The following is a 14,744-nucleotide window of genomic DNA, read 5'->3' as shown; positions in this document are numbered from 1 at the left end:
GTCCGACAGGCCGAAATGACGGCCGGGCATCTGCCCGGATGTGTGTGTTCGAAGTTGCGCGTGGTCCCACGCGCACCCGCAATGCGGAGGTTTGCGACAGGTCATGGCCGTTCGTCGTCTCGCCGAAGTGCAGCCCGACAGTTTCTCGTTTACGCCCGAGAACCTGGAATGGGCCAAGAAGACGATCGCGAAGTATCCGGAAGGCCGGCAAGCTTCTGCGGTGGTTCCGCTGCTCTGGCGCGCCCAGGAGCAGCACGGCTGGCTTCCTGAGCCGGCGATCCGTCTGGTCGCCGACATGCTGGACATGCCGTATATCCGCGTTCTGGAGAACGCCACGTTCTACACCATGTTCCAGCTGAAGCCGGTGGGCACCACGGCGCACATCCAGGTGTGCGGCACCACGCCGTGCCAGCTGCGCGGCGCGGAAGAGCTGGTGGCGATCTGCAAGCGCCGGATCAACGGTCATGCGTTCGAGGTCTCGGAGGACGGCCGGTTCTCGTGGGAGGAGGTCGAGTGCCTCGGGGCCTGCGTCAACGCGCCGATGGTCCAGGTCGGTCCCGACACGTTCGAGGATCTGACGCCGGAAACGTTCGAGGCGCTCATCGACGGCTATGCCGCCGGCAAACCGCCTGAGCCCGGCCCCCAGAGCGACCGCAAGTCGTCAGAGCCGGTCACGGGGGCGACCTCGCTGACCGATCCCGCGCTCTACGACGGCAGCCGGTATCGGGACGACACGTCGAAGACGTCCGCTGCGGCAGACCCGGAAGCAGACACGTCGGTCGATCCGTCGTCGCCAGAGGCTGCCGGCAAACAGAAGGGGCGGCCTCAGGGCGAGGACGACGCCGAGGCGGCGGCTGCGCGGAAATCCGGTCTGGCCACGAGCGACGAGAAGGGCGCGCCGTCCACCTCCACGGTCCATGCGGCCGATCAGGAGCGATCGGAGACCGGACCCGATCCGGAAGCGCCGCCGAAGGTCAAGGCTCAGCAGGAAACGCCGGAGCAGGCCGCGGAGGCCGATGCCGACCGTCGCGAGAAGAAGCTGGCCACGCTTCCCACCGACGCCAGCCCCGAAGACCGCGCGGACGCTGTCGGCACGAAGCCGGAACTCCGCTCCGCGGAGGCGGGCGAAACCGACGATCTGCAGCAGATCAACGGCATCGGCCCGAAGATCGAAAGCACGCTGAAAGACCTCGGTATCCACGAGTTCGGACAGATCGCGGACTGGACGCCGGACAACGTGGCCTGGGTCGAGACCTACCTGAAGTTCAAGGGTCGCGTTGAGCGCGAGGATTGGATCGAGCAGGCCAAGACGCTCGCCGCCAAGAAGACCGACAAGGAGAGCTGACGATGCTCGCCGACAAGGACCGCATCTTCACCAATCTCTATGGCTTCCACGACTGGGGCCTGGAAGGCGCGCGCAAGCGTGGCCAGTGGCATCGCACGAAGGAATTCGTGGACAACGGCCGCGAGTGGATCGTCGAACAGATGAAGGCGTCCAATCTGCGCGGGCGCGGCGGCGCGGGCTTCCCGACCGGCCTGAAATGGTCGTTCATGCCCAAGGAAGTCGATCCGCAGCGGCCGCACTACGTGGTGGTCAACGCCGACGAATCCGAGCCGGGAACCTGCAAGGACCGGGAGATCATGCGGCACGATCCGCATCTCCTGATCGAGGGCTGCCTGATCGCCGGCGTGGCGATGGGCGCGCATACCGCCTTCATCTATGTGCGCGGCGAGTTCATCCGCGAACGCGAGCACCTGCAGGCGGCCGTCGACCAGGCCTACGAGGCCCGGCTGATCGGCAAGAACAACGTCCACGGCTGGGACATGGACATCCTCGTCCACCACGGTGCCGGGGCGTATATCTGCGGCGAGGAGACGGCGCTTCTGGAAAGCCTGGAAGGCAAGAAGGGCCAGCCCCGCCTGAAGCCGCCGTTCCCGGCGAATGTCGGCGTCTACGGCTGCCCGTCCACGGTGAACAACGTGGAATCGATTGCGGTTGCGCCGGAAATCCTGCGGCGCGGCCCGTCCTGGTTCGCCGGTCTCGGCAAGCCGAACAATGCCGGCACCAAGCTCTTCTGCATCTCCGGCCATGTCGAGCGGCCGTGCACGGTGGAAGAGGAGATGGGCATTCCCTTCCGCGAACTCGTGGAGAAGCACTGCGGCGGCATCCGGGGCGGTTGGGACAACCTGCTCGCGATCATTCCGGGCGGCTCGTCGGTTCCGTGCCTGCCGGCGTCGGAATGCCAGGACCTGCCGATGGACTTCGACACGCTGCGCGACAAGAAGTCGGGCCTCGGCACGGCCGCGGTCATCGTCATGGACCGGTCGACCGACATCGTGAAGGCGATCGCCCGTCTGGCGCACTTCTACAAGCACGAATCGTGCGGCCAGTGCACGCCGTGCCGCGAAGGCACCGGCTGGATGTGGCGGGTGATGGAGCGCCTGGTCGAGGGCCGCGCCGACCCGGCCGAGATCGACATGCTCCTGGAGGTGACCAAGCAGGTCGAGGGCCACACCATCTGCGCCCTCGGCGATGCGGCGGCGTGGCCGATCCAGGGCCTGATCCGGCATTTCCGCCCCGAGATCGAGAACCGTATTGCCAAGCGGCGCGCCGCCGATGCCGGCCGCCCGGCCGTTGCGGCGGAGTAGGGGCGTACGATGGAGATCCACGAGGTCCGTGACGAACTCAGCGTCAAGAACGCGATCGTTTCGAACTCTGTGTTCGACGACGTCAACATGTCGAACACCTGCTTCACCAACGTCAATCTGTCGGTGGCGAAGATCACGCGCGTAAACCTGACCAACGCCCGGATTGCGGACGCGAACCTCTCGAACGCGACGTTCTCGGACGTCAATCTGAGCAACGTCCGGATCGAGGACGCTCAAATTGCGGGCATGCAGATCAATGGCGTGCTGGTGAGCGATCTGTTCGCGGCCTTTGCCGGACACAGCGACGGCGGTTTTTCCGCCGCGACGAACGAGGGAAACTGATCGATGGCCAAGCTGATCGTCGACGGATCCGAGATCGAAGTTCCGGATCACTTCACGCTCCTGCAGGCCTGCGAGGAGGCGGGTGCCGAGGTACCGCGCTTCTGTTTCCATGACCGGCTTTCGATCGCCGGTAACTGCCGCATGTGCCTCGTCGAGGTCGTCGGCGGTCCGCCGAAGCCGGTGGCGTCTTGCGCCATGGGCGTGCGCGATCTGCGCCCCGGCAAGGACGGGTCTCCGCCCCAGGTGAACACCCGCACGCCCTTCGTGAAGAAGGCGCGCGAAGGGGTGATGGAATTCCTGCTGATCAATCACCCGCTGGATTGCCCGATCTGCGACCAGGGTGGCGAGTGCGACCTGCAGGACCAGGCGATGGCCTACGGCGTCTCCGGCTCGCGCTTCCACGAGAACAAGCGCGCCGTCGAGGACAAATATATCGGCCCGCTGGTCAAGACGATCATGACCCGGTGCATCCACTGCACCCGCTGCGTGCGCTTCACGACCGAGGTGGCCGGCGTGCCGGATCTCGGTGCGATCGGGCGCGGCGAGGACATGGAGATCACCACCTATCTCGAGCACGCGATGGGCTCGGAGCTGCAGGGCAACGTGATCGATCTGTGCCCGGTCGGCGCCCTGACCTCGCGCCCCTATGCCTTCAAGGCGCGCCCCTGGGAGCTGTCCAAGACCGAATCCATCGACGTGATGGACGCGCTCGGCTCGGCGATCCGTGTCGACTGCCGCGGGCGCGAAGTGATGCGCGTCATGCCGCGTCTCAACGAGGCGGTGAACGAGGAGTGGATCTCCGACAAGACCCGCTTCATCTGGGACGGCCTCAGGACGCAGCGGCTCGATCGGCCCTACGTCAAGAAGGACGGACGGCTGACGCCGGCGAGCTGGAACGAGGCGTTCGCTGCAATCGCGGAGAAGGCCAAGGCGAGCGCGCCGGAGAAGATGGCAGCGATCGGCGGCGATCTGGCTTCGACGGAAGAGCTGTTCGCGCTGAAGGACCTGATGGACCGGCTCGGCGTTGCGAACGTCGATGCGCGCCAGGACGGGACGAAGCTCGATCCGGCCATGGGCCGCGCAAGCTACCTGTTCAACACGACCATCGAAGGTATCGAGGGCTGCGACGCGCTGCTGATCGTCGGCGCCAACCCGCGCTGGGAGGCCGCGATTCTCAACGCGCGGATCCGCAAGCGCTGGCGGATGGGCCCGCTGCCGGTCGGCGTCATCGGCGAGCGTCCGGACCTCACCTACGACTACGAATATCTCGGGGCCGGCCCGGACACACTCAAGGAAATCGCTGACGGGACCCATTCCTTCGCCGAGATCCTGAAGTCCGCGCAGAACCCGGTCATCCTGATCGGCCAGGGCGCTCTGACCCGTCCCGACGGGGCGGCGGTGCTGTCGCTCGCGGCCAAGGCGGCGGATGCCGTCGGTGCGGTCAGCGACACGTGGAACGGGTTTTCCGTCCTGCATACGGCGGCGTCCCGCGTTGGCGGCCTCGATGTCGGCTGCGTGCCGGGCGAGGGCGGCAAGGACGTCGCGGGCATCCTGGACGCGGCCAGTGCCGGCGATCTCGACCTGGTGTTCCTGATGGGCGCCGACGAGATAGACATGTCGCGGCTCGGCAATGCGTTCGTCGTCTATGTGGGCACCCATGGCGATGCCGGCGCCCACCGGGCCGACGTCATCCTGCCGGGTGCGGCCTACACCGAGAAGCCGGGCACCTGGGTGAACACCGAAGGGCGGCCGCAGCGCTCTAACCGGGCTGCGTTCCCGCCTGGTGACGCGCGCGAGGACTGGGCGATCCTTCGGGCCCTGTCGCCGCATCTTGGCCAGCAGCTGCCCTACGATTCCCTGGGCCAGTTGCGCGCGGCCATGGTGGAGAAGCATCCGCACCTGGGCGACGTCGATGCCATTGAGCCGGCGGACATCGCTGCGCTGAAATCGCTTGCCGATGTCGGCGGGACTGTCGACAGCGCGCCGTTCGCCTCTCCGATCACCGATTTCTATCTGACCAATCCGATCACGCGCGCCTCGGCCGTCATGGCCGAATGCTCCGCGCTGGCGCGCGAGCGGACGTCGGTCGAGGCGGCGGAGTAGGGCAATCGGCATGACCGTCCACCCTCAGGCCATGATGACACCGATCGGCCTCATCGGCGGGATGAGTGCGGAATCGACGGCGCTCTACTATGCGCGGCTGAATCAGCTGGCGCGCGAGCGGTTCGGCGGTCTGCATTCCGCCGAGATCGTCATGTGGTCGGTGGACTTCGCGCCGGTGGCGGAGTGGCAGGCGGATGGCGACTGGGCGCGGGCAGGGGCTCTGCTCGCCGACTTCGCCGGCCGGCTCGAACGGGCCGGGGCGGGGGTGATCGTCCTGGCCACGAACACGATGCACAAGGTCGCCCCGGAAATCGAGGCGGCCATCGGCGTGCCGTTCGTACACATCGCCGATGCGACGGGCGAGGCGGTCCGGCGCGCCGGATTCAGCCGTCCTGGCCTGATGGCGACCCGGTTCACCATGGAAGAAGACTTCTATGTCGGACGGCTGGCGAAGGCCCATGGGCTTGACGTCATCGTCCCGGAGGCCGAAGACCGCGCACAAACGCATCGCGTCATCTATGACGAGCTGTGCAAGGGCGAGATCCGGGAGGCTTCCCGCGAAGCCTATCAGCGGATCGCGGAGCGGCTCGTGGAGCGCGGGGCCGACTGCCTGATTCTCGGCTGCACGGAAGTCGGACTGCTGCTCGACCAGTCGAACGCGCCGGCTCCGGTTTTCGACACGACATCCATTCATGCGGCTGAGGCATTCGATGTCGCATGCGGCCAAAAGGTGACGGCATGACGAGCGAGGGGGCCGAAAGGTCATGAGCGACTTCTGGTCGACCTATTTCATTCCGTTCTTGATCATGCTCGGCCAGAGCCTGCTGCTGCTGGTGCTCCTGCTCGTGATCATCGCGTACATCCTGCTGGCGGACCGCAAGATCTGGGCCGCCGTCCAGATGCGGCGCGGCCCGAACGTGGTCGGCGCCTACGGCCTGTTGCAGTCGTTCGCCGACCTGGGCAAGTTCGCCCTGAAGGAGCCGGTCGTGCCGGCCGGGTCCGACAAGACGGTCTTCCTTCTCGCGCCGCTGGTCACCGTAATCCTGTCGATGGCCGCGTGGGCCGTCGTTCCGGTCGCCGAAGGCTGGGTGATCGCCGACATCAATGTCGGCATCCTCTACATTTTCGCGATTTCCTCGCTGGGCGTGTACGGCGTCATCATGGGCGGCTGGGCGTCCAACTCGAAATACCCGTTCCTCGGCGCGCTCCGCTCGGCGGCCCAGATGGTCTCCTACGAGGTCTCCATCGGCTTCGTGATCATCACGGTGCTCCTGTGTGTCGGCTCGCTGAACCTGACGGAGATCGTGGCCTCCCAGCAGACCGGGCTGGCAACCATGCTCGGCCTGCCGTGGCTGTCGATCCTGAACTGGTACTGGCTGCCGCTGTTCCCGATGTTCGTGGTGTTCTTCATCTCCGCGCTGGCCGAGACGAACCGGCCGCCGTTCGACCTGCCGGAAGCGGAATCGGAACTCGTTGCCGGCTTCATGGTCGAGTACGGCTCGATCCCGTACATGATGTTCATGCTCGGTGAGTACGTCTCCATCGCGCTGATGTGCGCGCTGATGACGATCCTGTTCATGGGCGGCTGGCTCCCCCCGATCGACGTTGCGCCGTTCACCTGGATCCCGGGTGTCATCTGGTTCGCACTGAAGTGCCTGCTGGTCTTCTTCATGTTCGCCATGGTGAAGGCGATGGTGCCCCGCTACCGCTACGACCAGCTGATGCGGCTCGGCTGGAAGGTCTTCCTGCCGATCTCGCTGGTTGCGGTCGTCGTGGTCGCGCTGGTGCTGAAGCTGACGGGTTGGTACGCCTGATATGGAAACGGCGGTCGGACATACGGGCGGCTGTGCCTGCGGCGCCATCCGGTTTTCCGCGGAAACGGATCCGGTGTGGGCCGCCTATTGCCACTGCTCCGACTGCCGGCAGGCAACCGGTGCGCCGGTTACGCTCTGGGTCGGGTTCCGCGCTGCGGAGGTGACCTGGACGGGCGCACCTCAGTCGCGACCCGGGTCTGCGGGCGGCACGCGGCGGGAATGGTGCGGTCGATGCGGGTCGCCGATCGGCTACCGGGATCCGACCATTCCCGATGACGAGATCTATCTGGCGATCGGGACCTTTGACGCTCCCGATCGGATCACGCCGGAGGCACATGCGTTCTGGAGCACGAAGCTTCCGTACGTGACGTTCGACGATGGCCTTCCGCGCCACGAGACGTTTTCGCGGGCCCGCAAGGCCGCTGTGAACTGACTGGACCGCGCCCGTCCGGAAGTGCCGGGCGGAAGCGACTGACGACACCGGGTGCGGCGGCCCTCCGAGGGCCTTCCGTGCCAAACTTGGACGACGAGGACGAGAGCAATGGCAGCCCTGGACCGTGCAGCGAAGTCGATGCTGCTGTCGGAGTTCGTATCGGCGTTCTTTCTGTCGATGCGCTACTTCTTCAAGCCGAAGTCGACGCTGAACTATCCCTTCGAGAAGGGGCCGATCTCGCCGCGCTTTCGCGGGGAGCATGCCCTGCGCCGCTATCCCAACGGCCAGGAGCGGTGCATCGCGTGCAAGCTCTGCGAGGCAATCTGTCCGGCCCAGGCGATCACCATCGAGGCGGGGCCGCGGCGCAACGACGGAACGCGCCGCACCACCCGCTACGACATCGACATGGTGAAGTGCATCTACTGCGGCTTCTGCCAGGAGGCGTGTCCGGTGGACGCCATCGTGGAAGGGCCGAACTTCGAATTCGCCACCGAAACGCGCGAGGAGCTCTACTACGACAAGGAGCGCCTGCTTGCGAACGGCGACCGCTGGGAGCGAGAAATCGCACGCAATATCGCACAGGACGCACCGTTCCGGTGATGCTGTGGACGCTGAACGAGGGCTCGGCTATGAGACGACGCGGGCAGACCACCACTCCGGCCACGGGGCGGGCAAGGCGATGATCCTTCAGACAATCTTCTTCTATATTTTCGCCGCTGTGACCGTCGCGTCCGCCTTCATGGTGATCTCGTCGCGCAACCCGGTCCATTCGGTGCTGTTCCTGATTCTCGCCTTCTTCAACTCGGCCGGGCTGTTCCTGCTTCTGGGGGCCGAGTTCCTGGCGATGATCCTTGTGGTCGTCTACGTCGGTGCCGTCGCGGTCCTGTTCCTGTTCGTGGTCATGATGCTCGATGTGGACTTCGCCGAACTCCGGCAGGGTGCACTTCAGTATCTGCCGGTTGGCGGGCTGATCGGCCTCGTTCTGCTGATCGAGCTGCTGCTCGTGCTGGGGTCGTGGGTGATCGCGCCCGACGTGTCGGCCCAGGCGACGGCGCCGATCCCGCCGATCTCCGAGACCACCAATATTGCGGCGATCGGCGACCTCCTCTACACCCGCTTCGTATACTTCTTCCAAGCTGCTGGGCTGATCCTGCTCGTCGCGATGATCGGCGCCATCGTTCTGACGCTGCGCCACAAGGAAGGCGTCAAGCGGCAGGACATCAGTCAGCAAGTTGCACGCACGCGTGAACAGGCGGTCGAGATCAAGAAGGTTCCCTCCCGTACGGGAATCTGACCGGTCTCGATCGACCCAACGATCACACTCGAAAGGGGCAGCACCGAAAATGGCGGTCGGTCTGGCGCACTATCTCACGGTTGCGGCGATCCTGTTCACCCTCGGGGTGTTCGGCATCTTCCTCAATCGCAGGAACGTCATCGTCATCCTGATGGCGATCGAGCTCATCCTGCTTTCGGTCAACCTCAACTTCATCGCCTTTTCCGCTTTCCTCGGCGATCTGGTCGGGCAGGTGTTCGCCCTGTTCGTTCTGACCGTGGCCGCGGCGGAGGCTGCGATCGGGCTCGCCATCCTGGTCGTCTTCTTCCGCAACCGCGGCTCGATCGCGGTGCAAGACATCAACGCCATGAAGGGCTGACGGCGCGATGTATGCTGCAATCGTCTTCCTGCCGCTCGTCGGCTTCCTCGTTGCGGGCATCTTCGGCCGTCTGATCGGCGCGCGCGCCAGCGAGGTCGTGACGACGAGCCTGCTCCTGGTCTCCGCGGTGCTGTCCTGGGTGGCCTTCATCCATGTCGGCTTTTCCGACGTGGAGACCATCAAGGTTCCGATCGCGCCGTGGATCGTGTCCGGGTCGCTCGAGATCGACTGGTCGCTCCGGATCGACACGCTGACCGTGGTGATGCTGATCGTGGTGACGAGCGTGTCCTCGCTCGTGCACCTCTACTCGATCGGCTACATGTCCCACGATCCGGACCGGCCGCGCTTCTTCGCCTACCTGTCCCTCTTCACCTTCGCCATGCTGATGCTGGTGACGGCGGACAACCTGGTGCAGATGTTCTTCGGCTGGGAGGGCGTCGGTCTCGCCTCCTATCTTCTGATCGGGTTCTGGTACACGCGCCCGTCGGCGGTCGCCGCGGCGATCAAGGCCTTCGTCGTCAACCGGGTCGGCGACTTCGGCTTCATGCTCGGCATCTTTGCGCTGTTCGTGCTGGTCGGCTCGGTCGATCTGGACACGATCTTCGCCGATGGCCAGACGCTGTCGACGACGACGATGACCTTTCTCGGCTACCAGCTGAACGCCGCCGAGACGATCGGCTTCCTCCTGTTCATCGGCGCCATGGGCAAGTCGGCGCAGCTCGGCCTGCACACCTGGCTGCCGGACGCCATGGAAGGCCCGACCCCGGTCTCCGCCCTGATCCACGCCGCCACCATGGTGACCGCCGGCGTGTTCATGGTCGCGCGGATGTCGCCGGTCTACGAGTTCGCGCCGAGCGCGCTGACCTTCATCACCTTCATCGGCGCCACGACGGCGTTCTTCGCCGCCACGATCGGCTGCGTCCAGAACGACATCAAGCGCGTCATCGCCTATTCGACCTGTTCGCAGCTCGGCTACATGTTCGCCGCGCTCGGTGTGGGGGCCTATTCGGCCGGCATCTTCCACCTGATGACCCACGGCTTCTTCAAGGCGCTCCTGTTCCTCTGCGCCGGCTCCGTCATCCATGCGATGCACGACGAGCAGGACATGCGGCGGATGGGCGGCCTCATGAAGAAGATCCCGCTGACCTATGCGGGCATGGTGATCGGTACCCTGGCCATCACCGGCTTCCCGTACACGTCCGGCTACTTCTCCAAGGACGCGATCATCGAGGCGACCTTCGCAGCCGATAATCCGTTCTCGTCCTATGCCTTCTGGCTGACGACGCTGGCCGCGCTGCTCACCGCCTTCTATTCATGGCGCCTGATCTTCATGACCTTCCACGGCAAGACGCGGGCCTCTGCGGACGTGTTCAAGCACGCCCACGAAAGCCCGCCTGTGATGCTGATCCCGCTGGCGGTGCTGTCGTGCGGCGCCCTGTTCGCGGGCTTCATCCTGCACGGCTACTTCATCGGTCACGAGTACGAGCATTTCTGGCGCACGTCGCTGTATCTCGGCGAGGAGAACCACATCCTCGAAGAGATGCATCATCTGCCGGGCTGGGTGCCGCTCGCGCCGACCGTGATGATGATCCTCGGCGTGGCCTGGGCCTACTGGTGGTACATGGCGTCGCCGAAGACCCCGGCGTCGCTCGCCCGCGAGCATCCCGGCCTGTACCAGTTCCTCCTGAACAAGTGGTACTTCGACGAGCTCTATGACTGGATCTTCGTTCGTCCGACGAAGTGGATCGGCCGCTTCTTCTGGAAGAAGGGTGACGGCTGGCTCATCGACGGCTTCGGTCCCGACGGGGTCTCGCATCGGGTGCTCGACGTCACCCAGCGGGTCGTGAAGCTGCAGACCGGCTACATCTATCACTACGCGTTCGCGATGCTGATCGGCGTCGCGGCACTCGTCACTTGGGCAATGCTGGCAGGCGTGGGGGCTCCGTGATGAGCGATTGGCCGCTGATTACGATCGTCACTTTTCTTCCGCTTGTCGGCGTTCTGTTCATTCTCCTCGTCCGCGGGACGGACGAGGCCGCGCTGACCAATATCCGCCGTGTCGCGATGATCACGACGGTGTTCACCTTCCTGGTGTCGCTGCTGATCATCCTCCAGTTCGACCCGAGCAATCCGGGCTTCCAGCTGGTGGAGCGCTACGAGTGGATCGGCGGGCCGTTCACCTATCACGTGGGCATCGACGGCATCTCCATCACGTTCGTCATCCTGACGACGCTGCTCATGCCGTTCTGCATCCTCGCCTCCTGGCGGGCGATCGACGTGCGCGTGAAGGAGTACATGATCGCCTTCCTCGTGCTGGAGACCCTGATGATCGGCGTGTTCACCGCGCTCGACATCGTCGTCTTCTACGTCTTCTTCGAGGGCGGCCTGATCCCGATGTTCCTGATCATCGGCATCTGGGGACACGACCGGCGCGTCTACGCGAGCTTCAAGTTCTTCCTCTACACTCTGCTCGGCTCGCTGTTCATGCTCCTGTCGATCATGGCGATCTACTGGGAGACGGGCACCACGAGCGTGCCGGAACTCGTCCAGCACGATTTCCCCACCCACATGGAGTACTGGCTGTTCCTCGGCTTCTTCGCCTCGTTCGCGGTGAAGATGCCGATGTGGCCGGTCCATACCTGGCTTCCCGACGCGCACGTGGAGGCTCCCACCGCGGCGTCGAGCGTGCTGGCGGGCATCCTTCTGAAGATGGGTGGCTTCGGCGTCCTGCGCTATTCGCTGCCGATGTTCCCGGTCGCGGCCGACTTCTTCGCGCCGTTCATCTTCGGCCTGTCGGTCATCGCCATCATCTACGCCTCTCTCGTGGCGCTGATGCAGGACAACGTGAAGAAGCTGATCGCCTACTCGTCGGTGGCCCACATGGGCTTCGTGACCATGGGCATGTTCACGGCGACCACCCAGGGCATCCAGGGCGCGATCTTCCTCATGCTGTCCCACGGCATCGTGTCGGCGGCGCTGTTCCTCTGCGTGGGCGTGATCTACGACCGGACCCATTCGCTGGCGATCGCGTCCTATGGAGGCCTTGCCAACCGGATGCCGTGGTATGCCTTCGCCTTCATGGTCTTCACCATGGCGAACGTCGGACTTCCGGGCACCAGCGGCTTCGTCGGCGAGTTCCTGACCATGGTCGGCGCCTTCCAGGTGAACACCCTGGTCGCGTTCCTGGCTGCGACCGGCATCATCCTCTCTGCGGCCTACGCGCTCTGGCTCTATCGGCGCGTAATCTTCGGACCGCTCGAGAAGGAGAGCCTGAAGGCGCTGCCGGATCTCAACCTGCGTGAGAAGTTCGTGCTGGTGCCGCTGATCGTACTGACGATCCTGTTCGGCGTGTGGCCCGGGCCGGTGCTCGACATCACGGCCGCCTCGGTCGACAGCATGATCCAGCAGTACAACTCGGCGCTGGAGATCGCCCATCAGACAGCGGGGGTCCAGCATTGACCCCGGTGCTCCTTTCCCCCTGCGCGAGGCTTAAGGGATGACGAATTTGCCCGACCTCATGCCGCTTCTTCCCGAGCTGATCCTCGCGGTCGGCGCGCTCGTGTTGCTCATGGTGGGCGCGTTCGGCGGAGACCGGACCGTCAACACCGTGACGCTCGGCGCCGTGGGCCTGATCGTGCTCGCCGCGTTGGCGCTGCTGTTCCTCTCCGGTCCGCCGACCACGGAATTCGGCAATGCGTTCGTGCTCGACCCGTTCGCGCGGTTCATGAAGATCCTGGCGCTGATCGGATCCGGGTTCGCCATCGTCATGACGACCGCCTACGCCCGGGCGGCCAAGTTCGAGCGGTTCGAGTATCCGGTGCTGGTGGTTCTCGCGACGCTCGGCATGATGATCATGATCTCGGCCGGCGACATGCTCGCCCTCTATCTGGGTCTGGAGCTGCAGTCGCTCGCGCTCTACGTCGTCGCCTCCATCAACCGGGATTCGGTGCGCTCCACCGAGGCGGGCCTGAAATACTTCGTGCTGGGCGCGCTCTCGTCGGGCATGCTGCTCTACGGCATCTCGCTGACCTACGGCTTCTCCGGCACGATCTCGTTCGACGGCATCGCGACGGTGCTCGACACCGATGGCGCCAGCCTGGGCATGATCTTCGGCATCGTGTTCGTGCTGACCGGGTTGGCCTTCAAGATCTCCGCCGTGCCGTTCCACATGTGGACGCCCGACGTCTATGAGGGCGCGCCGACCCCGGTGACCGCCTTCTTCGCGGCCGCCCCCAAGGTGGCGGCGATGGCGCTCCTGATCCGTATCGTTATCGAGGCGTTCGGACCGGCCCAGTTCGAGTGGCAGCAGATCATCGTGTTCATCTCGATCCTGTCGATGGCGCTCGGCGCGTTCGCCGCGATCGGCCAGCGCAACATCAAGCGCCTGATGGCCTATTCGTCGATCGGCCATATGGGGTATGCGCTCGTCGGCCTCGCGCCGGGGACGGCCCAGGGCGTGCAGGGCGTGATCCTCTACATGACGATCTACGTCGCCATGACGCTCGGCGTGTTCGCCTGCATCCTCGCCATGCGGCGCAAGGACGGCATGGTCTACGACATCGATCAGCTGGCCGGGCTCGCGCGTTCACGGCCGGTCATGTCGTTCATCCTGTCCATGCTGATGTTCTCGCTGGCAGGCATCCCGCCGCTCGCCGGCTTCTTCGGGAAGTTCTACGTCTTCCTGGCGGCGATCGAGGGCGGTCTCTATGCGCTGGCGATCATCGGTGTCCTCGCCTCGGTGGTGAGCGCCTTCTACTATCTGCGGATCGTCAAGCTGATCTATTTCGACGAGCCGGCGGAGCCGTTCGAGCCGATGCCGGGCGAACTGCGCGTGGTTCTCGGACTGAGCGGCGTGTTCATCCTGTTCTTCGTGTTCGTCGCAGCCCCCCTCGAGGCCGTTGCGACGGCTGCCGCCAGAAGCCTCTTCTAGCGGATGGGATTCCGCCTCGGCCCGAAGGCGGAATCCGCCGGCATCCGGCTCGTCAGCTTCCCGGAGGTGGGATCCACCAATGCGGTTGCAATGGAGCGGCTGCAGGCGGGGGATCGCGGCCCGCTCTGGGTTGTTTCCAGCCGGCAGACGTCCGGAAAGGGACGGCGCGGCAACAGCTGGGCGACGCCGGAAGGCAATCTGGCCGCATCGCTGCTCCTGTCGGTGCCGACGGAGCCCGTTACCACTGCGACGCTGGGGTTCGTTGCCGGGCTTGCCCTGACCGATGCGCTCTCGGTGCTCTTCGGGCAGGCAACGGCCGGCGTGCCGGCAGAAACGGACGCGGGAGCGCATTCCTTTCGCTTGAAATGGCCCAACGACGTTCTCTACGGGGGCGCCAAGGTCGCTGGGATACTCCTCGAATCGCGGGTGGGCGAGGGCGGAGCCGCAGTCGTGATCGGGATCGGCGTGAATGTCGCGACCGCGCCCGATGGGCTTTCTTATCCGGTTGCGGCCCTTGCGGACATCGATGCCTCGGTGACTGCGGACCGGCTGTTCGAGGCGCTGGCCGAGGCCTGGACCGAACGTTATGAGATGTGGGCATCCAACCCGGGGTTTGCCCGCATGCGCGAGACGTGGCTTCGGCGGGCGAGCGGAATCGGATCGGAGATCGCGGTTTCACGGGGAGACGACGTCGTGCGCGGCGTGTTCGAGACCGTCGATGAGGATGGCCAGCTTGTCCTGCGAACGGATGACGGCCGGCAGGAACGGATCGCGGCGGGCGAGGTTCACTTCGGATCCGCTGCGACAGTCAGGAGTTGAGT

Annotated in this window: 14 protein-coding genes; all 14 read left to right on the top strand. The window is 65.1% G+C overall.

The window, feature by feature from the left end; all coding sequences use genetic code 11:
• Positions 1-103: 103 nt before the first annotated feature.
• Positions 104-1,345: an NADH-quinone oxidoreductase subunit NuoE gene (gene nuoE / locus J2S73_RS13705; protein ID WP_306886113.1), complete on the top strand. Its 1,242-nt coding sequence runs from the start codon at positions 104-106 to the stop codon at positions 1,343-1,345.
• A 2-nt stretch (positions 1,346-1,347) separates the two neighbouring features.
• A complete protein-coding gene (nuoF, locus tag J2S73_RS13700) occupies positions 1,348-2,649 on the top strand; it encodes an NADH-quinone oxidoreductase subunit NuoF (RefSeq protein WP_306886112.1) in 1,302 nt (433 codons plus the stop codon).
• A gap of 9 nt (positions 2,650-2,658) precedes the next feature.
• A complete protein-coding gene (locus tag J2S73_RS13695) occupies positions 2,659-2,991 on the top strand; it encodes a pentapeptide repeat-containing protein (RefSeq protein WP_306886111.1) in 333 nt (110 codons plus the stop codon).
• A 3-nt stretch (positions 2,992-2,994) separates the two neighbouring features.
• On the top strand, positions 2,995-5,094 hold the full coding sequence (gene nuoG, locus J2S73_RS13690; protein WP_306886110.1) for an NADH-quinone oxidoreductase subunit NuoG: 2,100 nt from the start codon (positions 2,995-2,997) through the stop codon (positions 5,092-5,094).
• A 34-nt stretch (positions 5,095-5,128) separates the two neighbouring features.
• Positions 5,129-5,836, top strand: coding sequence for an aspartate/glutamate racemase family protein (locus J2S73_RS13685; RefSeq protein WP_306886323.1), 708 nt, complete (start codon positions 5,129-5,131; stop codon positions 5,834-5,836).
• A 22-nt stretch (positions 5,837-5,858) separates the two neighbouring features.
• Positions 5,859-6,908, top strand: coding sequence for an NADH-quinone oxidoreductase subunit NuoH (gene nuoH, locus J2S73_RS13680; protein ID WP_306886109.1), 1,050 nt, complete (start codon positions 5,859-5,861; stop codon positions 6,906-6,908).
• Between the two features lies 1 nt (position 6,909).
• Positions 6,910-7,341 carry a GFA family protein gene (locus J2S73_RS13675; RefSeq protein WP_442320079.1) on the top strand — a complete coding sequence of 144 codons (432 nt, stop codon included), beginning with the start codon at positions 6,910-6,912 and terminating at the stop codon, positions 7,339-7,341.
• Between the two features lie 108 nt (positions 7,342-7,449).
• Positions 7,450-7,941, top strand: coding sequence for an NADH-quinone oxidoreductase subunit NuoI (nuoI, locus tag J2S73_RS13670; protein ID WP_306886107.1), 492 nt, complete (start codon positions 7,450-7,452; stop codon positions 7,939-7,941).
• Between the two features lie 79 nt (positions 7,942-8,020).
• Positions 8,021-8,635 carry an NADH-quinone oxidoreductase subunit J gene (locus tag J2S73_RS13665; protein WP_306886322.1) on the top strand — a complete coding sequence of 205 codons (615 nt, stop codon included), beginning with the start codon at positions 8,021-8,023 and terminating at the stop codon, positions 8,633-8,635.
• 49 nt (positions 8,636-8,684) lie between these two features.
• Complete coding sequence (nuoK, locus tag J2S73_RS13660) at positions 8,685-8,993, top strand: NADH-quinone oxidoreductase subunit NuoK (protein ID WP_306886106.1); 309 nt, start codon at positions 8,685-8,687, stop codon at positions 8,991-8,993.
• 7 nt (positions 8,994-9,000) lie between these two features.
• Positions 9,001-10,941, top strand: coding sequence for an NADH-quinone oxidoreductase subunit L (gene nuoL / locus J2S73_RS13655; protein WP_306886105.1), 1,941 nt, complete (start codon positions 9,001-9,003; stop codon positions 10,939-10,941).
• Positions 10,941-12,452, top strand: a complete 1,512-nt coding sequence (locus tag J2S73_RS13650; RefSeq protein ID WP_306886104.1) for an NADH-quinone oxidoreductase subunit M — start codon at positions 10,941-10,943, stop codon at positions 12,450-12,452. Before nuoL ends, J2S73_RS13650 begins: the two co-directional genes overlap by 1 nt.
• Before the next feature lie 37 nt (positions 12,453-12,489).
• Positions 12,490-13,923 (top strand): NADH-quinone oxidoreductase subunit NuoN, encoded by a 1,434-nt coding sequence (gene nuoN / locus J2S73_RS13645; protein WP_306886103.1) that lies wholly within the window; start codon positions 12,490-12,492, stop codon positions 13,921-13,923.
• A gap of 3 nt (positions 13,924-13,926) precedes the next feature.
• Positions 13,927-14,742 (top strand): biotin--[acetyl-CoA-carboxylase] ligase, encoded by an 816-nt coding sequence (locus J2S73_RS13640; RefSeq protein ID WP_306886102.1) that lies wholly within the window; start codon positions 13,927-13,929, stop codon positions 14,740-14,742.
• Positions 14,743-14,744 lie beyond the last annotated feature (2 nt).

It is taken from the genome of Amorphus orientalis (genome assembly GCF_030814015.1).
In the GTDB taxonomy this organism is placed as follows: domain Bacteria; phylum Pseudomonadota; class Alphaproteobacteria; order Rhizobiales; family Amorphaceae; genus Amorphus; species Amorphus orientalis.
Note: the sequence above shows the minus strand (reverse complement) of the source record. Positions and strands in the feature narration are given on the sequence as shown.